Genomic DNA, 23,877 nt, shown 5'->3' with positions numbered 1-23,877 from the left:
TTTGGGTGGAGATATTTTGAAGTGGGCACAAATAAAAAAGGCCCCATTTTGGGGCCTTTTTTAAGTCGTCTTATTTTGCGTTAGCGCGTTCGATGTATTCACCAGTACGCGTATCAATTTTTAGAGTCTCACCTTCTTTGATGAAAAGTGGAACTTTAACTTGAAGACCTGTTTCCATAACAGCTCTCTTAGTTGCACCTGAAGCTGTGTCACCTTTTAGTCCTGGATCTGTCTCAGCAACTTTAATGAAGATGAAGTGAGGGTGCTCAATCGAGATTGGGCGACCTTTGTAGTAAAGTACTACTAGTTTAGATCCTTCCATTAAATAATATTTGTCATCTCCAACCTGCTCATTAGTCAGGTGGATTGTTTCGAAGTTTGATTGGTCAAGGAAGTTGAATCCGTCAGCGTCTGAATATGTGTATTCTACTTCTTTTTCTTCTAGGTCTGGAGCTGTAACGTTAGTTGAAACTCCTGACTTCCAAGTTCTTTCGATAACTTGTCCAGTTTCCAGGTTTTTAATTCTAGCTGTTACGAAAGCAGAACCTTTACCAGGGTTAGTAAAATCAGATTTCAAAACGACGTAAGGTTTCCCTTCAACTTCAATTTTTAAACCTTTTTTGATCTCGGTAGTGTCGTACATAAATATATTCCTTTTTAAAAAAGCTGAGACTTAACAGCTGTAAGATATGCGATTTTTCCTAGGCCTTCCATTATGATTGTTGAAGCTTTTGCAGTCAACTTCGTTTGCCTGAACTCCTCACGTCTGTGAGTGTTAGAAATATGAACTTCAATCACCGGGCATTTCATAAGGCAAAGCGCATCAAAGATGGCCACACTCGTATGAGAGTAAGCTCCGGGATTAATAATTAAGGCCTTATAGTTTTTTTGTGAAGCTTCCTGGATCTTAGTGACAATCTCACCCTCGATGTTGGATTGGTACCACTCGAGTTTTACATTATCCTGTTCCAGTGATTTTTCTGTATAATTTTTGATTTCTGCGAGAGTTAACGACCCGTAAATTTCGGGTTCGCGAGTGCCGAGCATATTGAGATTCGGCCCATTGATGATGAGAAATTCGCTATTTTTCGTTTGATTCATTCTCGGACAACCTATCAAACGCGCGATTGATAATCCAGTGCTCTTTTTTGAATTTTCTTTAAGAATTGGCCTAATTTTTCTTCGATCTTGCGCTTTTGCTCTTCGGATTGGGCAATTTTCTGGTCGATTTCATCTGGAATCGGGTCACTTGCAATTATTTCGGCCTCAATCATCTCTTCATGGCCTAGCTGCTGATCCAGAATATCCATCAGGTTTCTACGCCCATCTTCCTCTGAAATTTCTTTTAAAGCTTCGAGATGAGGTTTATTGGCGATAGGGATTTCGATTTTAATCTCAGGAACTTTTTTTACAGGGACCGGTGTTGAAACTGGCTCAGCTGTATAAGGTCCCATCAGTGATTTGATCTCTCTGATTTTTTGAATCGTTTTTTCGTCTTTTGGATTGAGGATTAAAATCTTCTCTAAAACTTCCAAGGCCTTTTCAATATGACCTTGTCCGCAGTAAAGATCGACAAGTGTGTGAGTGACAAGTGGAACTTCACCCGCTTCATCTTGTTCGCTCTCTTCCTCTTCTTCATCGTCTAAATCTAAAGCTACATATAAATCAGGAGCTGTTTTGATTTCAACTTGTTCAAATTTTTCCAATAACGTAGGTTTTGTGGTTTCTGGTTTTTCTTCAACCGGTGTTTCTTCTTGCGCAGAAGATCCCAGGTCTAAGGGTGTATCACCTTTTTTCAAATTCCAGAATTCGTATGGATCTTCTACTGCTGATGGTGTTTTCTGATCGCGACTTAAATCCAGGGCCATCCAATCATCAAAATCTGCTTTTGAACTTGCTGGCTTACTTTGTAGTTTATCGATATCAAATAATTGATGGTCATCAATCTCAGTTTTTTTATTATCATTTCTGAATTCAGATTCTGGAATGTAGATAGGCTGATGAACCGGCCTGTATTGCTCTTCTATCGAGCGCTCAAGTGTTGAAACCTGAAGGGCCACTTCTTTATCGCGAGGATTAATGAATAAGAGATACTTGTAAGTATCAAGTGCTTCTTCTTTGTAACCAAGCTCCAGACAAACATCAGCAAAAAGTTTTTGCAGACGAATATTATCACGGTTGTTTTCAACCAAAGGTCTTAGAGTATTGTATGCAAGATTGTATTGTTTTAAGTCTGAGTAACAGAACGCCAGCCCAAGATAGCCCATGACATAAGTTGGATGAAAACGAATCCCTTGAGCGAGAATTTCCATCGCTTTGTCTGTCATACCAAGTTTTCTATAAGTTTCAGCAAGAGGCGCAAAAACTCTCGATCGCGGATTTTTTTCGTAATCCGCCTGATACTTTAGAAACAGTGGTGATAGAAGCTGTAGTTTATCTTTACTCATTGGTAAGCTTAGCCTCTGTCAACTAAACCAGCTTCTTCTTGGTTAATAATTCTTGGAGTTAAGAAGATAATTAACTCTTTCTTTTCGTTTCTTGGATTGTACTTTGTTCTGAAAAGCCAGCCGACTAGTGGGATGTCTTTTAAGAAAGGGATACCAGAGTGGCTTTCGTCAGAAGTATAGGTATAAATACCACCAACAACCACCGTGGCACCATTATCAACCAAAACTTGAGTCATGACTTTACGTTTTGTTTCGTTTCTTGGTGTTGTAATGTTAACCTGTGGATCTAGTGAATCCTTTTGCATTTCCACACTAAGTGAAATTGCACCTTCATTTGTAATTTGCGGAGTAACACTCAACTCAAGCTTGGCACTTTGTAATTGCCAAGAATTTGTCGTTCTTCCATTTTCAGCCAATGTCTGAACCTGAAACCATGAATTCTCATCCTGAACAATTTGAGCCTTAACATTGTTTTTAGTGATAACTTTTGGACTAGAAATGATCTTCGCTTTCGCCTCACTCTCCATTAAGTTTAGACGAAAATTTAAATCAATAAGACGATTAAACTTTCCAATCGTTAATCCAAATACGTTCCGCGTAGAGTCTGGGCCCGTGCTAAATGAAAAGGCTCCATTGTTTCCAGATGAACCACCTGCTCCAAGTGGATCATAACCAAATGTCAAACCTTGATCTAACCCGATCTCTTTTGTATAACGTTCAGTTACTTCTACAATTTTTGACTCAATAAGAACTTGTGGAGTTTGAGTATCAAGAAGCTCTACAATTTTTTTTACTTTTTCAATAACATCAGCTGTATCTTTGACGATTAAAGAATTGGTTCTTGAATCCTTAGAGATTTTTCCTCTTTTTTCAGTAGAGTATTCGGCAAGAATTTTTTGCAAATCATCGATGCTTGCAAAACTTATTGGGAAAACTTTCGTTAACAAAGGTTCTTGCTCAAGAGTTGATACTTTTGCTTTTTTGATTTCCTCTTGTTCCTTGATAGCATTTTCCAAGGTATTTACAATCAAGATCATTCCATTTTTTTTCGCAACCAGCTTGCTCATTTCTAAAACAGTATCCAGCGCTTGATCCCATGGAACATCAACCAAACTTAACGATATTGGAGGTAGAGCTTTTGCATCCTCGGTAAGAATAATATTAAACCCTGATGTCTCCGCAATGATACGTACGATCTCTTCAGGCTTAACGTTTTTTAAATTCATGGTAATTTTTTTACCAATATATTTCTTACGACCTGACATCGTAACATTCTCAAGAATGTCTTCAATTGTATCTGACTTTGGGATATTTAATCGAGTTGCTTCTTCTTTGGAAACATCTGCAATTTTCTCTTTATATGTTTGTCCTTCTTCTGCCTTTTTTTGAGAAAAAACGCCGTAACGATTTTCAATTTGAAGAATAACTTTATTTGGCTTTCTAACAAGTGTTGAGCGAACATTGTCTCTTAATTGAATCGCGACTCGAATATCCTTATCTGCTTTGGGTTTTTTATATGCTTTTACAAAAACAACACCACCGGAAAACTCCGAAGTGTCAAAAGCACGCATCACTCTATCTGTTGCAGATACATCTGTTAGATCAACGATAATTTGTTTGTCATCTTTGACCTGGAACTTACTCGCTTGGACATCATTATTATCAAAAATAAATTCCAATTCACTCACTTCACCTTTTTGGGTAAAGTTTATGGCCTTCATTTCACTGGCATTTGCATGCGTTGGAAGAAGGAAAAATAGATAAAATAAAACACTAAGAAAAAATCCTTTTTTCATGCAACTCATCCCTAAGTTATCATGTTATATCCTCTATAATTGAAGACTTAATTCATTATAGCATCAATTTGAATTTTGTTGCTTTTTTTTAGGATTTAATAACCGACTTTTTTAATCATTTGAAACTGGAATAACTGTTTCAAGATATTCATCTTGATCATAAACGTTGCGAATTTTTTCTACTAAAACCACTCCTCCAGGAAGAATTGCTTTAACCTCAGCTCCGTTCTCACCAACCTTCATGCCTTCTTTAACATAAATGATTTCCCCCCCTGGCCCCTTATTGTCATCAGATACCTTAATCATCGCTCTTCTTTCAGCACCAATTACAACACCAATGACATGCAGACTCTCAATTGAGCGCCCTTCAAGAGAATTGGTATAGTTTGTATAAATACCGTTTAATCTTTCTCTGGCCTTTACTTGATTTGACTTCTTTTTGTTAATTCTTCTCTTAAAAGGATCTCTTAAATCTAATGGATTTTTAACGTATGTCTTGCTTTTAAAAAGATTATATTGATTACTCGATTCCTGAGCATGTAAATCAACTGAAAAAAGCATAATTAGAGAAATGATAAAAAATTTCACAATTATTCCTCCTTTACCGCTTTGGCTTTCGCTGCGCTGGGATGCTGGAACTTCTTCTCAATCTCTGCAATACCTCTATCTTCTTTGAAGTTTGCATTATAGCGATAAGCTTCAATAATGAAATCGCCTCCAATTATTTGAAATTTACCACGCTGAGGCTCTTCAACTTTCTTAAAAGTTGCCTCTCCAACGTTTAAAATTCTTTTATTTTCACCAATTTTTTCAAGCATGATTAAAAATTGCAGAAATGTTGCTTTTGCTTTAATCCTATAACGGCGAGCAAGAAAGAATCCTCTATCGATTTCTTGCTCTGGGGCAATACTAATATCTTTTATATTTACATCCTCAGCCATTGATCGAAGTAAATGAATATTTTCGCTATCCGATATTTCACTCGGTAACAACTGTTGCATTTTTTCAATTTCAATAGCGACTTTTTCAATCTTATCTTTTTCTTCTTTAATATTTGAATAATAGTTCTTGATTTCTCTTTCAGTTTTCTTATTTCGCACAAGCATATTTCTTTGCACTTCAACTTGTGATTCTAGACCTAGAAACTCTTCGTTTTTTGTTTCATAGATGTTATAAAATTCAAACACAGCATAAGCGATGATAAACCAATGTAAATTTTTTAATAATTTTTCCATGGATTATTTCGACCTCATGTCGTAATTGATAATTTTTCCTTTTAACTCAAACGACTCATAGTTAGTAGTGATTCCATCAAGAGTTTCACGACGATTCTCTTGGACAGATGGAATAATACTTCCTCCAAAATAAGGTGAATCATTGATTGATGTAATAAACTCTCCAATCGCTCTTGGAGTATACGAGCCTCCCTTAATCGAGACTTCATTTTTATCATTGATCACCATGCTCTCAAACCAAACATCTTCTGGAATACTTCGAGCAATTTTTTCAAGAATTTTTTTAGGATTTGTTCTTGTTTTTAAGATCTCATCAACCTGAACTGAGCGATCTTGCAATCTTTTTACTTGGCCTTTATAAGCTTCTACTTGAAGTTTAATGTCATTATCTTTTTCGATAGATTTTGCAATCTTCGCATTTTGAGCTGTTACCTGCTCAAGTGTCGCACGAACTTCATTCATCTTATCGTCGAACATGTATGAGCCAACAAAGCTCGGCATATAATAGATGACGAATGCCACACCAAGCATCTTTAAATTAAGATTGTTAAGGTCAATTCCAAGAACTGTTGGAAGAACTAGGGGTTGCTTTTTCTCGAGTAAGTTTAACTCAATCATTTCGGCAAGCTCCTCATGGCCAATCCGATTGCACAAACACCTTTAAATGCAATTTCATTGATCATATCTTCCGAAATATTATTCTGATTATAACTCATTGTGGAAAACGGATTTAAAATTTGCACTTCTGTTTCAAAGAGTTCTTGTAGCGCTTCAGGAAGACCTGGGATCAGCGCACTTCCCCCGGTTAGAATACATCCATCAAAGCTTTCTTCAGATGTTGAATTCACCCAGAAATCGATAGTCTTTTTTAATTCTGTAAAAAAAGTATCGAGAACTTGGTTAATCAAATCAACAATCTCTTCTGGTATATTCCCGTTTCCATCTCCATGGATTTTTAAACTTTCCGCTTCACCATAATTAACACCCATCTGTCTTTGAATTTCTTCAGTAATGGTTAATCCACCAATATTAATTTCCTTAAAGAAAACAAGAACACCATTTTTATAGATCATGAAGTGAGTTTTTTGAGCCCCAAGATCCATTAAGATCCAGGTCTTTCCCTTTGCCTTTACTTCATCGCCCATAACAGCTTCAAAAACATTGATGGTCGCGGCAGCATTTAAATCTACAATTTTTACTTTTAGTGTAGAACGTTCAACAATCTCTTTAAACGACTGGAGGACTGTTTTTTTCACTGCTCCAATAATGACGTCAACCCCTCCCCCTTGATTTTCCCCAACAATACTAAAAGAAATGTTTCCTTCATCTATGGGAAAAGGAAGGTATTGCTCTGTCTCCCAAGATACCTGGTCTTCTATTTCTTCATTTGAACCACCAGCGAGTTGAAGTCTTTTAATGAGAGTATTTGGTCCAGATAATCCGAGACATGCAAATTTATTGCTCGAATTAAGTTCCTTAATTCCCTTTTGGAGAGCTTTCAGAATTTCATCTTCTTTTTGAATCTCATCTTCAATGATGGTCCCCTCCGGCAAATCAACCGATGCGTACCTATTGATTTTATAATTGCCTTCCGAGATATGAGTGATTTCAGCGAGCTTTATAGCGCTTAGTCCGATGTCTATGCCAATGACGCCCTTAGGCCCGACATAAAACATCTCGTTGATTTTCTCTCTAATATTTTCAACAATATTCTTTGGATCCAAGAGTTGCGCCTTTCACAATTAATTATTAATGAAATTATACATTTAATAAATAACTCTGATCAAGGAATATATGATATTAGATGTTTGAACCAGTCTTCAGCAAAAATTTGAATAGCGGCTACTGCTATAATAAACGGCCCAAATGGTATGTGATTATCCCTCTTAATTAATTTAGTCGCTATCAAACTCAAGCCAACCACAGCACCAACAAAACAACTCAAGAATAAATTCTGCATAACCCCCATAGGACCAAGATACAATCCTAAAGCTCCATAAAGTTTAATATCGCCTCCTCCTAATCCTATCTGTCCTTTCAGTTGATAGAAAATCCAACTGACCAGGAAAGGGAAGCCGAAACCTAAAACTCCACCCAAAAGCCAATGAGTCCATGGAGTTGTAAAGATACCTACAAATGCAAATAAAGTTGCGAGGTAAATATTAATACTATCAGGGAGTATTTGATGCTTTAGATCAACTATAAAGTGGACTAAAAAACAACAGAACACGCTGAAAAAAAATAAGAAATTAAAAATAGATTCAGAACTTAATTCTTTGGGGGCTATAGTGTACGCAAAAAGACAAGTAATAATTTCTACGGCTGGATAGACCCATGAAATTTTTATTCCACAACCAGAGCAGCGCCCCTTTAAAAAGATATAACTAATAACTGGAATGTTCTCATACCAATAAATTAATTTATTGCAATTTGGACAAGAGGAACGAGGATAAGCAATATTAATTTCTCTTGGGATCCTGTAGATCAGAGCATTGAGAAAACTACCAACAAGAAGTCCGAATACGGAAAAAAATGAAGTCACCACTATTTCCATTCTTAGTCCAGGTTCCGTTTTTTGAAAATGACTATGATCGTTGCAAAAAGAGCAAGGAGATAAAATGCAATATAAAGCTGAGTATTTAATAAATATTCAAGTGAAATACTTTGCTTATAGATTAAGAAATCTTTGAGGTTTAAGCGATAAAAATTTGGAATAAAAAAAGTACCAATATCAAGAAGCGCTTTAAAAAAGGGAGAGATTTTCACAAAGAAAATTTTTGATGTTTCATTAAGCGCATGCCCAACAATAAAAATACAGATAGTATAAATTACTGACAATGTTGAATTCGTAATTAAAGAAAATAATACTGCAAAAGCAAGAACTATAAAGGCTTCTAAAAAAGAAAAATAAAGCGCCCAAACAAAGAGCGAACTCAAACTCTCTCCCCCATAATAGACATACAGGCCTAAACTTAAAACTCCCAACAAGAAAGAATTCAACAGCAACACAGTTGAAAGTCCTAAAATTTTCCCAATTAAAAAAGAAGCCCTCGAAATAGGTCGAGAAAGAATCATATAGAGTGTTCTTTGGTCGATTTCTTTGCTTAACAAGGTAGATCCTATAAACACGGCGATTATCAAATTAGATATTGCCATAATTCCTAAACCTACATCTAATGCCACTTTTGCCGGAGCACCATAAGCAAATTCCGAAGCAACATAAGTCACTAACAATAATCCCATTGCTAGAAAGACAAGACTCATCATCAACTTGCTGCGATAAACCTCTAGAAAGGTAAATTTAGTAACAGTAAAAACACTATTCATTTTTTTATTCTGTAAATAATTTCTTCTAATGTCATTTTATCTTTTTCTAGCTCAACAATATTGACATTATTAGATAGCAGCTTCAGAAGAATGCTACTTTTTTCACTCTCAGTAAAATTCAAACTTCGAAGAGCGGATCCTTCATAATATTTAATGGTGTAATTATCTCGACTATGTTTTATGATGAGATCATCAATAGTTCCGTTATAAAGAAGTTTCCCTTTTTCAATAAAAACGACTTTATTACAAATTTCTTCAACATCTGCCACGATATGACTACTAAAAAAAATCGTCACACCTTCTTGGTTTAACTCCTTTAGAATAACTTTAAATTCTTTTCTTCCAACAGGATCCAGCCCTGATAGCGGCTCATCCAGCACAAGGAATAATGGGCGATGAATTAATGCACTTATAAAGCCCAGACGTTGTTGCATCCCTTTTGAATAACCTCTAACTAAACGATCTAAAGCATGATCAATTTGAATTTTTTCTGACCATTGTCTTATCAATTTATTTAAATCGTTTTTAGGAATCCCGTTGAGACTTCCTATGTAAATTAGGAACTCTCGACCAGTAAGATGTTGGTATAAATATGCTCTCTCCGGTAGATAACCTATTTTTGAGCGAATTGCACTTGGCCCAATACCTAATTCTTGACTAAAGTTGATCAATCCACTTGTTTGGCGACTAAAATCCATCAAGATCTTAATCAGTGTTGTTTTTCCTGCACCATTAGCACCTAAAAAACCAACGAGGCTTCCCTTTGATATATTGAATGAAACATCATCAACTGCAACAAAAGGTTTTTCCCAAAAATGATTTTGAAATTTCTTAGTAATATTAACGAATTCAATCATAATATTATATTATATAGTGGTATGAAATTAAGTAAACACATAAACAATTCGCTTTTCATTCTAATAATTGTCTTTGGGCTGCTTGGCGCTCACTACATTTCATCTCAGTCAGAGAGACCTGCTCTTTTCGTTAGGAAACAAGATAGCTCTGTAAATATTGAAGAGAATTTTTTTCGTTTTTTTCATTTTGGACAGAAAAGACTCATTTCTTCAATAATCTGGATTGCAACTATTCTTGAAAGTGATCATGACCACTACAAAGGGAAAGACTTAAACTCATGGATGTTTCTTCGCTTTAACACTATCAGTAATCTAGAGCCTCAATTTTATGAAAACTATGCTTTTGGGGGCCCCTACCTTTCAATTATAAAAGATGATTTAAAAGGTGCTTCGATTATTTATAACAAAGGACTTGAGCAATATCCTGAAGATTTTTATCTCTTAAAAAATGCGGCATTTCACTTTCATTTTGAGATAGAAGACTATCAACGCTCACGAGAAATCCATCAAAGGCTACTACATCACAAAATGACTAACCCTATTCTTTATTCTAGCTTGGCGAGAATTGAATCTGAAATGGGTAATCTTGAAGTTGCTTTTGCCATACTTTTAAGCAACTACAAAGATCTATTGGAAAAAAATCAAAAGCCTCTTGCAAATAAAACATGGGACAATTTATATTCTATCCGCGCAGAGATTGATCTAGAATGTCTCAATAAGGGCCTTCGTAAGCTTTGTAGATTAAAAGATTTAAACAATGAAGCTTATATCAAAAACAGTCATAACCAATATATCGCGCCCAAAGCATGGGCCCCTTTCAGAATTAAAAAGTATAAACACTCTCCTGATCAATAGCCTATTTGCGCATTAATCAATGACTTTGCTTCGTTAATTGTCCAGCGGTCTTTTGTGTTGGCTCCAGAACCAGAAATATTTCCAGCAGCACCTGCCAGGAAAGCTGTCGTCGCTGTTGCTGAAACAAAAGCTGTTAAGTCCGCGGCCGCTGTTGCCACACCTGAAGCTGTCAGTTTATTTGTCGGATCTACCGCATATTGTGCCGCTGCTGCCGAACAGATTGTCGAACCCGCACGAGTATTAATTTGTGCCAAAGAACCAGCATCACTCCCCTGGAATCCTATGATATAATACCCTTTTGGTGGCTTCTCATATCCAATCTCACCGATACATGTACCAAACGTATCGTAATCGGCCTGTGCGCCAACTTCCGTAGAATAAACTGCGGCCAACTGAATTTTTGCTTCTGTTTGTTTTGACTTTGCTTGATACTTCTTAAAGTTTGGAACAGCAATCGCTGAGAGAATACCAATAATTGCAACTACGACCATCAACTCTACAAGAGTAAATCCACCCTGCATACTTTTTAAATTTATCACGAATAGCTCCTTAAACATGAGTCTAATTAGTATTATGGATGCTATTTATTTTAAATGACTAAAAATCGCTGTTTTTAAAGCACAATATTGGTTCAAGATTTCCTAAAAAAAAGCTGTTGAAACAAAAAGGACCCCAGATTAGGAGTCCTTAATAAACTAGGTATGAGAAATTTAAAAAAACTAGTAACCGATTTGAGCATTAACTAATGACTTTGCTTCGTTAATTGTCCAGCGGTCTTTTGTGTTGGCTCCAGAACCAGAAATATTTCCAGCAGCACCTGCCAGGAAAGCTGTCGTCGCTGTTGCTGAAACAAAAGCTGTTAAGTCCGCGGCCGCTGTTGCCACACCTGAAGCTGTCAGTTTATTTGTCGGATCTACCGCATATTGTGCCGCTGCTGCCGAACAGATTGTCGAACCCGCACGAGCATTAATTTGCGCCAAAGAACCAGCATCACTCCCCTGGAATCCTACGATGTAATACCCTTTTGGTGGCTTCTCATATCCAATCTCACCGATACATGTACCAAACGTATCGTAATCAGCCTGTGCGCCAACTTCCGTAGAATAAACTGCGGCCAACTGAATTTTTGCTTCTGATTGTTTTGACTTTGCTTGGTACTTCTTAAAGTTTGGAACAGCAATCGCTGAGAGAATACCAATAATTGCGACTACAACCATTAGCTCTACGAGTGTGAATCCATTCGGATTCTTCAGAATCTTTTTCATAACTACTCCTATTTGATACCAAAATTAAGATTTGGTATTTTTATTAAATTTTGTCTCCTTTTACACTGATCAAACATTAAGAGTTCAAGCGTTGTAAAACTAAACAAAATTATCCTTACCAGACTATTATAGGCCCATCCTTGAAAAAATAAACCCTTATTTTAAGTGGTTATTTTTTCTACTCTGCCCCTCCCGCCGACATAAACATTGGCAGATACATGGCAACTAATATTGTCGCTATAATCCCCCCCAACACAACGATAATCAAAGGTTCGATCATTTTGGTCATAGAACCGACTAATTGATCTACCTCGTCTTCAAATACCTCTGCTACCCTAGCAAGCATTTGATCTATTTGACCTGTTTGCTCACCTACGCGAATCATTTGGGTTACCAGCTCCGGGAAATATTCAATCTTACTCAGTGGCTCTGTTAGCGTCTTTCCTTCAATAACTTTCTTTTTAACTTCTTGAATGTCTTTGGCAATAACAGTACTGTCTAATGTTTCAATACAAATATCTAAAGCGTCTATCAATGCAACACCAGCACCCAAAAGAGTTGCTAGCGTGTTTGCAAATGAACTTAAATTCCCTTTAACGACGACTGATCCAAATAAAGGTATGCGCATACTGAAGTTGTCCCACATGACTTTTCCGGACGGGGTCTTAATATAAGAGAGAAATAAGACAAGCCCTATAATGACAGCTGGAACCATAATTGGTGTATATGTCCCCATAAAATTTGAAGTATCAATAACGAATTGTGTGACCCACGGTACTTCTTGACCTGTCTCTTTCAGCATTCCTGTAAATTGAGGAACAACAAAAACCATCATCCCCCAAATAACCAAAGCACCAACACTGACAACAATAGATGGATACATCATTGCAGACTTAATCTGTGCTTTAGTCTTCTCTTGTTTCTCCATGTGAACAGAGAGTTTTTTCAAAATCTGATCTAGAATACCGCCGGCTTCACCAGCACGAACCAGGTTACAATATAATTTATCAAAAGGCTTTTGTGCCTGCATCGCTTCAGCAATTGTCTTTCCCTCTCCTACATCTGCTGCAATTTTCTTAACCGCTAGTTTTAATGTTGGATTTTTTTCAGAACGATACAAGATTTCTAATGCTTGAAGAATAGGAACACCAGCACTGATCATAATAGATAACTGTTTTGTAAATGAAGCAAGCTCTTTAGGCTTAACCGATGATCCAAATCCCTTCTCAACCATCCACGCCCCAAGATCAAACTCAAGAATCGTTGGTGGAATAATCTTTTTTACACGCACACTTTGAGCGCGCAGAACTTTTCTCACTTCTTTTTCAGAAGCGGCATCAACCTGTCCTAAAACTTTTTTCCCGTTGGCATCAAAGCCTTCGTATTTATAAATTCCCATTTAGCTCTATTTTACCTTCACACCCAGCTGTGCTGCAAGCTCATCCGGTGCATTTGAGTAACTCATTGCTACGTCGACAGAAATAGAACCTGTCTCAACATGTTTTTTCAAACTTTGGTTCATGGTCACCATACCAGTCTTATCCTGACCAATTTGCATTTGTGAGTAGACCTGGTGAAGTTTGTCTTCGCGGATCAGGTTTCTAATACCCGCAGTTGGAACCAGGATCTCCATCGCGGCCACACGGCCCTTTTCAAAAGACTTGGCAATCAGCTGTTGAGAGACAACTCCCTGAAGTACGAATGACAGAAGTGTTCTTACCTGAATCTGCTGGTGGGCCGGGAATACGTTGATAACACGGTTGATGGTCTGAACACACGAGTTGGTGTGAAGAGTACCGAAAACCAAGTGACCTGTTTCCGCAATCGTTAAGGCAGCTTCAATTGTTTCCATATCACGAAGCTCTCCCACCAGAACGATATCAGGGTCCTGACGAAGTAAGCTTTTTAAAGCATTACTAAATGAAAGAGAGTCACTTCCAATCTCGCGTTGGTTAACTAAACACGATTTGTGAGCGTGGACGAATTCGACCGGATCTTCGAGCGTGATAATATGTCCGGCCTCATGTTGATTTAGATAATCAATAAGGGCCGCAAGTGTTGTCGACTTACCAGAACCAGTAGGTCCTGTTACCAGAATCAGGCCGTTACTTACGTCACACATTTTTAGAAGAACGTTAGGTAAGTTTAGCGATTTAAAATCCGGGATGATACTTGGAATGATACGGAAAACAGCTGCGACTGCGCCTTTAGAGTTAAAGACGTTGGCACGAAAGCGAGCAAGGCCCTTAATCCCGAAAGAAAAATCGAGTTCGAGCTTCTTCTCAAATTCGTTCTTTTGATCCTCAGTAAGGATCTGATAAATTAATCTTTTTGTGTCTTCACCAGTAAGTGCTGATGTTTTAACTTTAATAACCTCTCCGTGAACACGAAGTCCAGGTGAAGTTCCTGAAGTGATGTGCAAGTCAGATGCACCACTATCAACCATGAGCTTGAAGAGCTGCTGGATTTTCAGGTTTTCGTTTCCGGCCCCCTGATTGGTTCCAGTCTGTGTTAGCCTGGTTGAATTAGCTTTCGTTTGCGTTTTGCCTTCCATAACATCCCTACATTTTATCTGAAGCTGAGTTTGATACTGCTTCATCTACTGTCGTTAACCCCTGGGCAACCTTAGTGAGGGCCGACATTCTTAATGTTTTCATTCCGTCTTTGATCGCTTGACGTTTAATTTCATCTGCCGATCCATTTCTTAGTAAGATTTCCTTGATTGAAGGAGTCATCTCTAAAACTTCATAAATCGCGACACGTCCCTTGTAACCAGTGTTGTTACAAGTAGAGCATCCTTTTCCTTTATATACAGTAATTTTTTCTGCTGATGCAGGAGATATTCCCAGTGCTACCAATCCTTCTTTTGTAATATTTGGATCGACGTCTTTGCAATCTTTACAAATTTTACGACACAGTCGTTGAGCAACAACAACGTTTAGAGCTGCTGCTACCAGGAATGGCTCAATCCCCATATTGATCAAACGAGTAATCGTACTTGGTGCATCGTTAGTGTGCAGAGTAGATAAAACCAAGTGACCAGTAAGGGCCGCTTCAATAGCGATCTCACCAACCTCATGATCTCTGATCTCCCCAACCATGATGATATCCGGGTCCTGACGAAGAAAAGACTTCAAACAGGCCGCAAAAGTTAAACCAATATCTTTTTTAACGTTAACCTGGTTAATCCCTTCAAGGTTAAATTCCACCGGGTCTTCCGCTGTCGAAATGTTTGTATCAATCTGATTCAGTTCTGCCAGTGCAGAATAAAGTGTCGTCGTCTTTCCTGACCCTGTAGGCCCGGTAACCAAACACATCCCATAAGGCTTATAAATACCTTCTTTAAATACATCAATTTGTTTTGGCTCAAATCCCAGCTTCGTCATATCGAGCTGTAAGTTAGATGAATCCAGAAGTCGAAGTACGATCTTTTCACCAAAGAGTGTTGGCAATGAAGAAACACGGTAATCGATAGGCTTACCACCAATTTCAAGTTTAATACGACCGTCTTGCGGTTTACGTCTTTCCGAAATATCCATTTGAGCAAGGATCTTAACTCTTGAGATAATCGGAAGCATTAACGTACGAGGAGGTTTTGCTGACTCTATTAAACTTCCATCCTGACGGTAGCGAATACGGAAATTATTTTCATAAGGTTCAATGTGAATATCAGAACACTTCATAACGAAAGCTTCTGCCAGAATCTTATTTACGTATCTAATAACGTCATCACCGATATCATCTTCGTTGATGTTTTCTTCTTTTTTCATAGCATCAGGTTTGATTTCCCTGATGGTTTCTAAAACGTCTTCGATATTTTCCGGAACTCGTGTAAAAATATCGGCCCAAGAAGAAAGGCTGGTTAAGATAAATTCAATTGGATATTGGAAAAGAGTTTGCAATTCAGCTTGCAACTTAATCAATGATGGATCATAAATGGCGACACTCACCGCTTTAGCATTCTTTTGAATTGGAAGAACGCGGTACTTAATGATGTCACTCTTCTTAACAATCTTTAAAATTCTCTCTGGGATTTTAGCTTTTGAAAGATCAATATATGTAAGATTGTAATTGTCTGCAATTTGCTTGGCGAATCTGACATCATCGAAGAATTTAAATTGAAGTAAACCAAGCTCAGAAATAATCATTTGATCTTTGTCGATAATAAGAGGGCGCAAGTCCTTGATAGGAACCATCCCCGTCTTAGTTATTACATCAACAAACTCTTTTCTGAACATAAAGTTGTTTTCTTCTTTGGTTTCAGTTTTACGATATTTGAATAACTTATCGGATGAAGTTGAAGCGATCTTAAATCATTCTGCGAGATTAGGAGAACTTACGATCAGACCAAAATGCTACAGCATAAAAAGCTTGTCGCTCAAGCATTTCGAGTCCATCTGTGTATTGATGAGTTTTAGCAGGCAATTGTGATGAATGAGGAGGGAAATTGTAATTAAAATCCCAAAAAAGAGCTGTTATTGGAAGATTTCCGTTAAAAACAAACTCCCGAGCGCAGGTGTTTATGATCAATGGCCTGCCGTTTTTTTCATGAAAATAATCATTTAAATTAAGTTGATTAAAATCCTTTGTTAATTTTCGAGATAACAAATGAAAAGATAATTGCAGATTTTTGAGAGCTTGTTGAGCGACAACTGACATAACTCCATCCCCAAGAATGACAATTTCAAGTTGTCCGTACTTAGTCTGAAAGTCTTTTAAGATATCAACGATTGCCAGGTAATCAGTATTTTCTCCCCAGATTTTATCTTTTCCTTTTTTTAAGCAATTGATGGCACCTAAATTTTTAGCAGATTCTGTTAACTCTACTTCTGAAAGAAAATGTTTTTTATAAGGAGAAGTAATATTGATCCCATCGTATTTCGACAGAAGCTCACTGGCCTTGGGAATATCACTTTCATTTTTATAATCGAGTAGATCATAGTGAACAGCTGGAGAAATAAGCTTCCTGTACATTTCCGGCGAACGGGAATGAGCTATATCTTTTCCTACCAGTGCAAACTTATTCATGTTTAAAGTAGTCTCTTGCCAGATCAGCATCAGCTTTAATCTGAGTGACCAGGTCATTGACGCTTGGGAATTTCTTTTCGTCGCGAAGTTTTTTAATGAAGCTTACGCGGATTTCTTCGCCGTAAATATCATGAGTAAAATCTAAAAGATGGCTTTCAACATGAATATCATAACCAGTATTAAATGTTGGATTGACTCCAATATTTGTGACTGAGTTATAAACCATATCTTTAATTTTAACTTGGGTAACGTAGACGCCTTTGGCCGGAATAATTAATTCTTTGTCATAACCTAAGTTGGCCGTAGGAAAACCAATTTTCTTTCCACGCCCTTCGCCTTTAATAACTCTTCCAGAAAGAAAGTAATTTCTCCCCAGGAGATCATTGGCTTTTTCAATACTTCCTGATTGGATTGCCGTTCTGACTTCTGTCGAAGAGACAGGAGAACTTTTTACTTTAAATTCTTGTTGCAGAATAAGTGACGTCTTTCTTGAATCACAGAAATTTTTGGCCACATGAAAATCACCCGACTTATTGGCCCCAAAAGCGAAATCATGTCCTAGATAGATCTTGGCAATACCATCAAAAGAAAAAATAAATTTATCTAAAAAAGCCTCTGGTGAAAGTGTGCTGAAGTCTCTGGTGAAATCAATTTCCAGGAGATAGTCCACTCCACATTCTGCTAAAAGCTCTCTTCTTTCTGCATAAGTGTTAATTAAAAAACCTGTATGAGATTTAAGAATTTGTAACGGGTGTGGGACAAAAGTCACAACCACGAATTTGGCATGGTCCTGAACACTGTCTTTTTTGATGTGAGCAAGAAACTCTCTGTGTCCAAGATGAACACCGTCAAAATTTCCAATCGTCACATTGATTTTATTTTCGTTATAAACGTTTTTAAGTTCTTTGAGGTCTTTTACAACAATCATATATTCTTCATCAGTTCATCAAAGTGTTTTTTCTCAAACACAATGTTGCGCCCACTAGAATGTCTCGACTGGGCGTAGGTTCCACCTTCCGTGAAGCTTAGAGCGTTTCTAAAGTACTCTTTTGATTCCGGTTTAAGGTTACTTTCATTTATAACATTTATAATTGAAATACCACCCGACGACATCTTATTTGTTTTATCCAGGGCCGCAAGCACCCTATAAAGCTCAGAGTAATTAAGGCCTTTTTTCTTTAACATCTTCACGTCGCGCTTAATCAAGCTGTGAAGATCAGAAGGACCTGAAGACTTCATTCCCGAAAGCCCCCATTGAAGTCCGATGATGACCAGGGCAAAACCTAGGATGCTATTTAATACCATAAAGCCGCGGTCAAACCAGCGCCCTTGAGACTTAAAGCTTGGCGCCACTAGGCCAATGGCATTTTTCTCAACCGTCTTCGTATTTTTAGCAAAGAGGTTATTTAAGAAATTGTTGTCATTAGAACCTTGGGCCTCAGGAGTTTGCGAAGCTTCTTGTTTATTCCCACCTGTGCCCGTGCTCGCCATGGCCGTTCCACTCACCTCTAAAGCAGGAATAGAAACTTTCTTTTCAATGTATCTTCCAGACGATGGATCAAAATAAGAGAGCGCTAAGTCTCTAGCAGCAATGTTAACTGGACCTCGAGCAAGAAGAGTGTATTCAAAAAGCTTTTTCGCGGCCTGTGTCCCAATCTCTGTCACTTCTGATTTCGTGTCGAATTGCTCCAGGTTATTATCAGCATAAATCACCGGTGCATCCAGATTTTCCAGCGCCCCCTTACCTTTTGCTTCCAGCTTAATTTCAATTGGCTCATTAACCAGGTATTTTGATTTTGGAACAGATAGTGTGAACTCATGCTCTCCTACCAAACCTGTGAAACTTGCCGGCACACCTTCAGTTGGCAGAGGAAGCACTTCGATCTCCACGCGAGAACTTGAAAGGTCTTTATTTCTAGCGCGCTGGTTGAACCCAAAGCCGCTATAATCATTTTCATAAACCTGAACTGAAATCTTCATCGGATCAAGGACGGCCGTTCCGGTTTTTTCCGGATACAGACGTGCCGAATACGCCAGGATTCTCTTTAGCACTTGCCCTTTGTACTGAACCGTTTCCACCGGCGAATTGATATGGTGAAATCTTTTAATGAACTTATTTAACTTAGGAAACTCTTTAACGTCATTGGCCGCAATTGAGCTTTTAAAATATAAATAGTAATTAACATCCAATCCTTCACCAAGATAAACCTTGGTCTTAGAAGCTTCTGCTTCAATGAAAGCATCAGGGATTCTTCTTGGCTCACTTAAGACGTTGATTCGCACTTCTTTAACTGGAATAGTCTTGCCATTCATTTCAACTTTGATATTTCTTAGGTAAACCTGCCCAGACCTTTCGGCCTGAAGTTCATAAACGACAGCTTGCTCTTTAGTTGTAGTGAATTTTCCGTTGATGACAACCGTTGAGATAGAAAGACCTTGAGATCTTTTTCCTAAAACAGAAGCTCCGTATGGTGTGAAGGAAATATAAGGCTCTTCGCTTCCTGAAGCTTTAATTTTGAACGTGACAAAAAAGCTCTCGTTGATGACGCCTTCTTTGGGCTCCACTTCAACTTCGACATCCTCTGCTTTAACAACGAAGGAAAACAACAGGCACATTAATAGCATTATAACTTTCATTACCAATCTCTCTTTGGTTTAGATGAGCCTCTTTCATTGGTTGAGGTATCCATCATCTTCTTTTGCAGTTCGCGGTCATCACTCATGATTTGTTTTACCATTGCCGGAGTCTTTACCATTCGGCGTTTCTGCTCAATCATTTTTTCTTTTTCTTCTAAAGACTGAGGCTTTGTAGGCTCTGGGCGATCTGGTTTATCGAGATCCTTAGGATCTTTTTTATTTTTATCGTCTTTATCTTTGCCTTCGCTCTCGTCTTTTTTCTTATTTTGATCCTGGCTTCCTTTGCCATCTTTGTTATCTTTATTTTCTTTGCCGTTTTTGCCTTCTTTACCTTTATCGTCTTTTTTATTCTGGTCGTCTTTTTCTTGACCCTCTTTTCCTTCTTTGCCCTTATCGTCTTTATTGTCTTCTTTATCTTTCTTGTCTTGTTTATCGTTTTTGTCCTTACTCTTTCCTCCGCTCTGATTCATAGTCAGGAGAATGTTGTGCCGCATACGATTTTTAATCTCTTCGTCTTTGGCATTTTTAAAAACTTCTTGAATAAGTGGCATCGCCTCATCAAGTTGGTTGGTCTTTAAAAGAGCGGTCGCACGGTTAAATAGAACTTCCTGCTCATCATTACTTTTGGCGTATTCTTTATAAAGTTCACTGGCCCTTTGGTCCTCATTGTTTTTCATGAGGTTCTCGGCAATTTTTAATACTTCTTTGCGATTGGCCTTCCCTTTCTTCATCTTGTCCATATCTCTTAATAGAGCGGCCGGAAGTTGCTTCGTTTGTTTTTGTTCTTCTTCCTGGGCCTGGGCGGTATTTCCTCCGAGGAAAGAAACAAGAAGAAGGGCGATACTGACAATCTTTTTAAAACTTCCAAAGCGCCCAAAAACAACCGACACGCAGTAAACAATAATGGCGGGGATTAAAATTAAATGTGAAAAGACCGGACGAATTCTCATATCTCCTTTTCCATGGGCCTTGTTATAAGTTCCGCGGAAAAAGTTTAGGATATCTTCTGTTGGAAGAGAGTATGAATTGGCGATCCAGTACTTATAATTCTTAACATTCTTTCCAATTTTTTTGATGTAATTTTCATCAAGCCTTGTTGTGACCGGCTCACCTTTTTGAGTTTTATAACCTCTAAAGCTTCCATCGTCCCAGCGAAGTGGAATATTTCCCCCTTTTGCTGTTCCAATCCCTACAACGGCAAGGTTGATATTGTTTCCAAGCTCAACATCCATTCCATCTTCGCTTTCTTCAGCATCTGTAAAAACCAAGATGTTACCTACTGCTGATTTTTTATCACCTTCAAAATCAAAGTAGCCAACGGCTTCGGCAATCGCTTGAGAAATATTTGATCCACCGGAAACAGAATTAGTCTTTTCCATCGCAGCTAATCTTGAATCCAAAAGATCGACATCGTCAGTAAAAGGAATCAGACGTTTTTGGATATCAGAGAAAAGAACCACTGAAATCTGATGTCCGGCCGCATTTTTAACAAAGTGGCGGGCAAGCTGAATCGCTTTTCCAAAACGGCTCGGGCGCACATCTTCGGCCAGCATACTGGCAGAGCTATCTAGTATAATGATTGTTCTTTGATCTGGAAGGACTGACTTCACTCTCTCTTCCGGTCCTCTTAAGTCTAAAAGAGAGGCCAGCATTAAAAAGATGCTCGCTATATAGAAAAATGCAGATAATCTGCTCATCCAACTTCTTTCAAAAAACCAATAAGTCTTTACCCAGTTAAAATACTTGCGGTTAAGAAACGCCAGTAAAAGAGCAAAGGCCAGAGCTCCACCAAGAATATGCGGAAGGTATTGGGTATTAACAAAATTCATGGACCCTCCCTTAAAATCAGGCGGCGACCAAGCTCAGCTCCAATTAAAAGAAGAACTCCATTAAGAAGGAACTTAAAAAATAGTTCTTCATAAATAATTTTCCCACTTTGCTCGATCTGAGTTCTTTCTAATTTGTTAATGTCTTTTAGTACGTTTTCCAACGCACGGTTGTCGCGGGCCATGTAAAACTTCCCGCCAGTTAATTTAGCAATTTCTTGAAGACCCTTTTCATCAACACTTCCACCCGGAATCATTTGGTAGCGCTGAACTCCAAACATATTTGGTCCAACCGGGATTCTAGCGTCGCGGGCACCACCGATACCAATCGTGTAGATTTTGATCTTTTGCTCAGCCGCCATCTCCGCCGCTTGCAATGGAGTCAATGTCCCGACGTTACTCACTCCATCTGTCAGCAGGATAATAACTTTATTTTTTGCCAACGACTGAAGAAGGCGCCCAACACCTAAGGCCAGGGCATCGCCGATATTTGTTCCATCACCGAGAGCGCCCAGTTTAATTTGAGCCACCATTTTATTAATCAAGTTAAGGTCTGTTGAAAGAGGAAGAAGTGTAAAAACTTTCTCCGCAAAAATAACAATCCCAATTCTATCTTGTGGAAATAGTGAAACGAACTCTTGAATCTTTTGTTTAGCTGCTTCAAAACGATTCGGCTTTAAATCTTCTGCCAACATTGAGCGCGACAAATCCAAAACGACAAAAATATCGTTAACTTCAATCGTGTTTTTATCCATCCCCATCGGACGCCTTGGTCCGGCCAGAGCAAAAGCAATGTATAACCATCCGGCCACACCAACCAAGAAGAAGACTGAACGCAAGAAAGGAAATCCCTTCTTTTTGTACTTCTTTGGAATAAAAAGCTGAGGTTTCTTAAAAATATAAAAGAAGCTAATAATCCAGAAGATTAAACCAACGGCTCCCCAGATGGCGTAATGAATATGTTGGAATTCGTAATTCAAACTCATTTCTCAAAGCTCCTTCTGATAATATCAAAAGAGGCCCTCACTTCGTTTAGCTCTTCATTGTTCCAGTCTTTTTTAAACTGATACTGATTGAGTATTTTTAAAAACTCTAAATGCGCTGGGGCTTTATCAGGAAGCAGTGCCAGCCACTTGTTCTTTTCGATATAAAGCTTTTCAAAATCTTCTCGTTTACTCGCCACTCTAAAAAGCTCGTCGTATCTCTTTCTATCTTTTTTTGCCTGATCAGGTTTAAGGTTAATTAAAAATTCTTTAATCTTTTGTCTCTTAACAAACCCTAAAATTAAAAGCACAATTCCAGCTCCTGTGAGAATCATCCAAAGCTTTGATGAATCGAGCGACTGATCTAAGATGTAAAAGTCCTGGCTTTTATCCCCAAGTGGAGTGACTTTGACGTCACCAGAGCGAAGTTCAATTAATGATTCATTGTACTTTAGCGCATAGATCGGCTCTACTTTTGTGGACTTCACAATAAAAAGCCCTTTGAGCTCGACAACATCGGCATTATTTGGTGAAGGAGCAAGGCTCGTAATTTGAGCCAGGTAAAAAGCGTTAAATAGGGTGCCTTTTTCTAGTTTTTTAAATTGAGAAAGATCGGCGTTTTCAATTGGCCACACGCGAATAGTGGCTTCAATAATATCTCCTTCCTTAAGCTGGCCGATATTTTGTGATGGAAGGAATTCACTGTTAATAGTTTGGGCCCACACAGTGTTGATCATTAAAAAGAGAACAACTAAAAAGGAGTAGATTGTTTTCATCTCATCTCCTTTACAAAATTTTCCAGGTATTTCTCCTGGATTCGCAGACGTCTAAAGCGTTTTCCAAATTCATTGTTTAAGTCTTTTTTTCCGGAAAAGTCATACTTCCCCACTGTCGATCTGGTCTTTGCACCGGATGAAGCATGAAGTGAGTAAGGCAATGTCTTTGCTTCATCTAACGGAGAGAGAAGCTGGAAACAGTGAACATTTGATCGGACTAATAGTTTCTTTAAGATCTCGCTGTCTACAAAGTCATTGAAGTCAGATAAAAGAATGATTTCTCTCTTTCTACTTAAATGCTTCATGATTGAGATATATTTTTGCTTACTATCCACATTCTCTTCAAAATGCCTTTCTGTGTTGATTTTTCCTTTGCTCGTCAGAATCTTTTTCTCTTCCAGTGTCGAGATCAAGTGCGTGATCCCCTTATCCCCTGAAAGTTTAGGCACGTTAATAACCTCATCTGTTACAATAAGGGCGTGAACAAAGTCATTCGTTTCTTTTGCTAGAAGATAAAGCAAACAACAAATTTCAATGGCGGCCTGAAGTTTTGAAACTCCATTAAAACCAGTCATCATTGTTGATGAAGCATCAATAACGACAACGATCTCAACATTTCTTTCTTCATTAAATGTTTTGACGTAAGGATTGCTGGTTTTAGCAAGGATTTTCCAGTCAATGAATCTGATATCGTCACCAAAGGTATAAACCTGATGCTCTTTAAATTGAAGTCCAGTTCCTTTAATGTTGGTCTTCAACATCCCAATAGAATGGGAGTTCGCCCTTCTAAAGAGATTGGCGCGAAGTTTACCGACAACTTTTCTGACTTCGTTAATATTCATAAA

Annotated in this window: 24 protein-coding genes; 1 reads left to right on the top strand and 23 read right to left on the bottom strand. The window is 38.1% G+C overall.

Features of this window, described 5'->3' with window-relative positions; all coding sequences use genetic code 11:
* Positions 1-70: 70 nt before the first annotated feature.
* The 11 genes from efp to AC6JA8_RS00675 all read right to left on the bottom strand — a co-directional run bounded on the left by efp (position 71) and on the right by AC6JA8_RS00675 (position 9,662).
* The gene (gene efp, locus AC6JA8_RS00725) at positions 71-643 is read right to left on the bottom strand and encodes an elongation factor P (RefSeq protein WP_497975326.1); all 573 of its coding nucleotides are present in this window, start codon (positions 641-643) and stop codon (positions 71-73) included.
* Positions 644-657: 14 nt separating this feature from the next.
* Positions 658-1,101, bottom strand: a complete 444-nt coding sequence (locus AC6JA8_RS00720; protein WP_102241945.1) for a type II 3-dehydroquinate dehydratase — start codon at positions 1,099-1,101, stop codon at positions 658-660.
* Positions 1,102-1,115: 14 nt separating this feature from the next.
* The gene (locus tag AC6JA8_RS00715) at positions 1,116-2,447 is read right to left on the bottom strand and encodes a tetratricopeptide repeat protein (RefSeq protein ID WP_497975325.1); all 1,332 of its coding nucleotides are present in this window, start codon (positions 2,445-2,447) and stop codon (positions 1,116-1,118) included.
* 8 nt (positions 2,448-2,455) lie between these two features.
* Positions 2,456-4,243 carry a type IV pilus secretin PilQ gene (pilQ, locus tag AC6JA8_RS00710; RefSeq protein WP_497975324.1) on the bottom strand — a complete coding sequence of 596 codons (1,788 nt, stop codon included), beginning with the start codon at positions 4,241-4,243 and terminating at the stop codon, positions 2,456-2,458.
* Between the two features lie 111 nt (positions 4,244-4,354).
* A complete protein-coding gene (locus AC6JA8_RS00705; RefSeq protein WP_497975323.1) occupies positions 4,355-4,831 on the bottom strand; it encodes a pilus assembly protein PilP in 477 nt (158 codons plus the stop codon).
* A gap of 2 nt (positions 4,832-4,833) precedes the next feature.
* A complete protein-coding gene (locus AC6JA8_RS00700; protein WP_497975322.1) occupies positions 4,834-5,478 on the bottom strand; it encodes a hypothetical protein in 645 nt (214 codons plus the stop codon).
* A gap of 3 nt (positions 5,479-5,481) precedes the next feature.
* Positions 5,482-6,096: a PilN domain-containing protein gene (locus tag AC6JA8_RS00695; protein ID WP_497975321.1), complete on the bottom strand. Its 615-nt coding sequence runs from the start codon at positions 6,094-6,096 to the stop codon at positions 5,482-5,484.
* Positions 6,093-7,202, bottom strand: a complete 1,110-nt coding sequence (gene pilM / locus AC6JA8_RS00690; protein ID WP_497975320.1) for a type IV pilus assembly protein PilM — start codon at positions 7,200-7,202, stop codon at positions 6,093-6,095. Before pilM ends, AC6JA8_RS00695 begins: the two co-directional genes overlap by 4 nt.
* 59 nt (positions 7,203-7,261) lie before the next feature.
* Complete coding sequence (locus tag AC6JA8_RS00685) at positions 7,262-8,032, bottom strand: prepilin peptidase (RefSeq protein WP_497975319.1); 771 nt, start codon at positions 8,030-8,032, stop codon at positions 7,262-7,264.
* 2 nt (positions 8,033-8,034) lie between these two features.
* Positions 8,035-8,805: an ABC transporter permease gene (locus AC6JA8_RS00680; RefSeq protein WP_497975318.1), complete on the bottom strand. Its 771-nt coding sequence runs from the start codon at positions 8,803-8,805 to the stop codon at positions 8,035-8,037.
* On the bottom strand, positions 8,802-9,662 hold the full coding sequence (locus tag AC6JA8_RS00675; RefSeq protein WP_497975317.1) for an ABC transporter ATP-binding protein: 861 nt from the start codon (positions 9,660-9,662) through the stop codon (positions 8,802-8,804). The genes AC6JA8_RS00680 and AC6JA8_RS00675 overlap by 4 nt, the downstream gene beginning before the upstream one ends.
* 21 nt (positions 9,663-9,683) lie before the next feature.
* Between AC6JA8_RS00675 and AC6JA8_RS00670 the strand changes: the two genes are divergently transcribed.
* Positions 9,684-10,517 (top strand): tetratricopeptide repeat protein, encoded by an 834-nt coding sequence (locus tag AC6JA8_RS00670; RefSeq protein WP_497975316.1) that lies wholly within the window; start codon positions 9,684-9,686, stop codon positions 10,515-10,517.
* Here the strand turns inward: AC6JA8_RS00670 and AC6JA8_RS00665 are convergent.
* The 12 genes from AC6JA8_RS00665 to AC6JA8_RS00610 form a co-directional block, all read right to left on the bottom strand.
* The gene (locus AC6JA8_RS00665; RefSeq protein ID WP_497976869.1) at positions 10,511-11,038 is read right to left on the bottom strand and encodes a type IV pilin protein; all 528 of its coding nucleotides are present in this window, start codon (positions 11,036-11,038) and stop codon (positions 10,511-10,513) included. The two genes, AC6JA8_RS00670 and AC6JA8_RS00665, sit on opposite strands and share 7 nt — an antisense overlap.
* A gap of 198 nt (positions 11,039-11,236) precedes the next feature.
* Positions 11,237-11,782 (bottom strand): type IV pilin protein, encoded by a 546-nt coding sequence (locus AC6JA8_RS00660; protein WP_497975315.1) that lies wholly within the window; start codon positions 11,780-11,782, stop codon positions 11,237-11,239.
* A gap of 178 nt (positions 11,783-11,960) precedes the next feature.
* The gene (locus AC6JA8_RS00655; protein ID WP_497975314.1) at positions 11,961-13,181 is read right to left on the bottom strand and encodes a type II secretion system F family protein; all 1,221 of its coding nucleotides are present in this window, start codon (positions 13,179-13,181) and stop codon (positions 11,961-11,963) included.
* Between the two features lie 6 nt (positions 13,182-13,187).
* Positions 13,188-14,336 (bottom strand): type IV pilus twitching motility protein PilT, encoded by a 1,149-nt coding sequence (locus AC6JA8_RS00650; RefSeq protein WP_497975313.1) that lies wholly within the window; start codon positions 14,334-14,336, stop codon positions 13,188-13,190.
* A gap of 7 nt (positions 14,337-14,343) precedes the next feature.
* Complete coding sequence (locus tag AC6JA8_RS00645) at positions 14,344-16,020, bottom strand: GspE/PulE family protein (RefSeq protein WP_497975312.1); 1,677 nt, start codon at positions 16,018-16,020, stop codon at positions 14,344-14,346.
* An 88-nt stretch (positions 16,021-16,108) separates the two neighbouring features.
* Positions 16,109-16,810, bottom strand: coding sequence for a shikimate dehydrogenase family protein (locus AC6JA8_RS00640; protein ID WP_497975311.1), 702 nt, complete (start codon positions 16,808-16,810; stop codon positions 16,109-16,111).
* Complete coding sequence (locus tag AC6JA8_RS00635; RefSeq protein ID WP_497975310.1) at positions 16,803-17,738, bottom strand: bifunctional riboflavin kinase/FAD synthetase; 936 nt, start codon at positions 17,736-17,738, stop codon at positions 16,803-16,805. The genes AC6JA8_RS00640 and AC6JA8_RS00635 overlap by 8 nt, the downstream gene beginning before the upstream one ends.
* Positions 17,735-19,447 carry a BatD family protein gene (locus AC6JA8_RS00630; protein WP_497975309.1) on the bottom strand — a complete coding sequence of 571 codons (1,713 nt, stop codon included), beginning with the start codon at positions 19,445-19,447 and terminating at the stop codon, positions 17,735-17,737. The genes AC6JA8_RS00635 and AC6JA8_RS00630 overlap by 4 nt, the downstream gene beginning before the upstream one ends.
* Positions 19,447-21,276 carry a vWA domain-containing protein gene (locus AC6JA8_RS00625; protein WP_497975308.1) on the bottom strand — a complete coding sequence of 610 codons (1,830 nt, stop codon included), beginning with the start codon at positions 21,274-21,276 and terminating at the stop codon, positions 19,447-19,449. The genes AC6JA8_RS00630 and AC6JA8_RS00625 overlap by 1 nt, the downstream gene beginning before the upstream one ends.
* A complete protein-coding gene (locus AC6JA8_RS00620; protein ID WP_497975307.1) occupies positions 21,273-22,259 on the bottom strand; it encodes a VWA domain-containing protein in 987 nt (328 codons plus the stop codon). The genes AC6JA8_RS00625 and AC6JA8_RS00620 overlap by 4 nt, the downstream gene beginning before the upstream one ends.
* Positions 22,256-23,032, bottom strand: coding sequence for a hypothetical protein (locus AC6JA8_RS00615; protein ID WP_497975306.1), 777 nt, complete (start codon positions 23,030-23,032; stop codon positions 22,256-22,258). The genes AC6JA8_RS00620 and AC6JA8_RS00615 overlap by 4 nt, the downstream gene beginning before the upstream one ends.
* Positions 23,029-23,874, bottom strand: coding sequence for a DUF58 domain-containing protein (locus AC6JA8_RS00610; RefSeq protein ID WP_497975305.1), 846 nt, complete (start codon positions 23,872-23,874; stop codon positions 23,029-23,031). The genes AC6JA8_RS00615 and AC6JA8_RS00610 overlap by 4 nt, the downstream gene beginning before the upstream one ends.
* Between the last annotated feature and the right edge of the window lie 3 nt (positions 23,875-23,877).

It is taken from the genome of Bacteriovorax sp. HI3 (genome assembly GCF_059738875.1).
Note: the sequence above shows the minus strand (reverse complement) of the source record. Positions and strands in the feature narration are given on the sequence as shown.

Excerpts from the sequence above, each read along its gene's own strand:
- efp (WP_497975326.1), bottom strand. The coding sequence starts at position 643 with ATGTACGACACTACCGAGATCAAAAAAGGTTTAAAAATTGAAGTTGAA.
- AC6JA8_RS00720 (WP_102241945.1), bottom strand. The coding sequence starts at position 1,101 with ATGAATCAAACGAAAAATAGCGAATTTCTCATCATCAATGGGCCGAAT.
- AC6JA8_RS00715 (WP_497975325.1), bottom strand. The coding sequence starts at position 2,447 with ATGAGTAAAGATAAACTACAGCTTCTATCACCACTGTTTCTAAAGTAT.
- pilQ (WP_497975324.1), bottom strand. The coding sequence starts at position 4,243 with ATGAAAAAAGGATTTTTTCTTAGTGTTTTATTTTATCTATTTTTCCTT.
- AC6JA8_RS00700 (WP_497975322.1), bottom strand. The coding sequence starts at position 5,478 with ATGGAAAAATTATTAAAAAATTTACATTGGTTTATCATCGCTTATGCT.
- AC6JA8_RS00695 (WP_497975321.1), bottom strand. The coding sequence starts at position 6,096 with ATGATTGAGTTAAACTTACTCGAGAAAAAGCAACCCCTAGTTCTTCCA.
- AC6JA8_RS00685 (WP_497975319.1), bottom strand. The coding sequence starts at position 8,032 with ATGGAAATAGTGGTGACTTCATTTTTTTCCGTATTCGGACTTCTTGTT.
- AC6JA8_RS00680 (WP_497975318.1), bottom strand. The coding sequence starts at position 8,805 with ATGAATAGTGTTTTTACTGTTACTAAATTTACCTTTCTAGAGGTTTAT.
- AC6JA8_RS00675 (WP_497975317.1), bottom strand. The coding sequence starts at position 9,662 with ATGATTGAATTCGTTAATATTACTAAGAAATTTCAAAATCATTTTTGG.
- AC6JA8_RS00670 (WP_497975316.1), top strand. The coding sequence starts at position 9,684 with ATGAAATTAAGTAAACACATAAACAATTCGCTTTTCATTCTAATAATT.
- AC6JA8_RS00665 (WP_497976869.1), bottom strand. The coding sequence starts at position 11,038 with ATGCAGGGTGGATTTACTCTTGTAGAGTTGATGGTCGTAGTTGCAATT.
- AC6JA8_RS00660 (WP_497975315.1), bottom strand. The coding sequence starts at position 11,782 with ATGAAAAAGATTCTGAAGAATCCGAATGGATTCACACTCGTAGAGCTA.
- AC6JA8_RS00655 (WP_497975314.1), bottom strand. The coding sequence starts at position 13,181 with ATGGGAATTTATAAATACGAAGGCTTTGATGCCAACGGGAAAAAAGTT.
- AC6JA8_RS00650 (WP_497975313.1), bottom strand. The coding sequence starts at position 14,336 with ATGGAAGGCAAAACGCAAACGAAAGCTAATTCAACCAGGCTAACACAG.
- AC6JA8_RS00645 (WP_497975312.1), bottom strand. The coding sequence starts at position 16,020 with ATGTTCAGAAAAGAGTTTGTTGATGTAATAACTAAGACGGGGATGGTT.
- AC6JA8_RS00640 (WP_497975311.1), bottom strand. The coding sequence starts at position 16,810 with ATGAATAAGTTTGCACTGGTAGGAAAAGATATAGCTCATTCCCGTTCG.
- AC6JA8_RS00635 (WP_497975310.1), bottom strand. The coding sequence starts at position 17,738 with ATGATTGTTGTAAAAGACCTCAAAGAACTTAAAAACGTTTATAACGAA.
- AC6JA8_RS00630 (WP_497975309.1), bottom strand. The coding sequence starts at position 19,447 with ATGAAAGTTATAATGCTATTAATGTGCCTGTTGTTTTCCTTCGTTGTT.
- AC6JA8_RS00625 (WP_497975308.1), bottom strand. The coding sequence starts at position 21,276 with ATGAATTTTGTTAATACCCAATACCTTCCGCATATTCTTGGTGGAGCT.
- AC6JA8_RS00620 (WP_497975307.1), bottom strand. The coding sequence starts at position 22,259 with ATGAGTTTGAATTACGAATTCCAACATATTCATTACGCCATCTGGGGA.
- AC6JA8_RS00615 (WP_497975306.1), bottom strand. The coding sequence starts at position 23,032 with ATGAAAACAATCTACTCCTTTTTAGTTGTTCTCTTTTTAATGATCAAC.
- AC6JA8_RS00610 (WP_497975305.1), bottom strand. The coding sequence starts at position 23,874 with ATGAATATTAACGAAGTCAGAAAAGTTGTCGGTAAACTTCGCGCCAAT.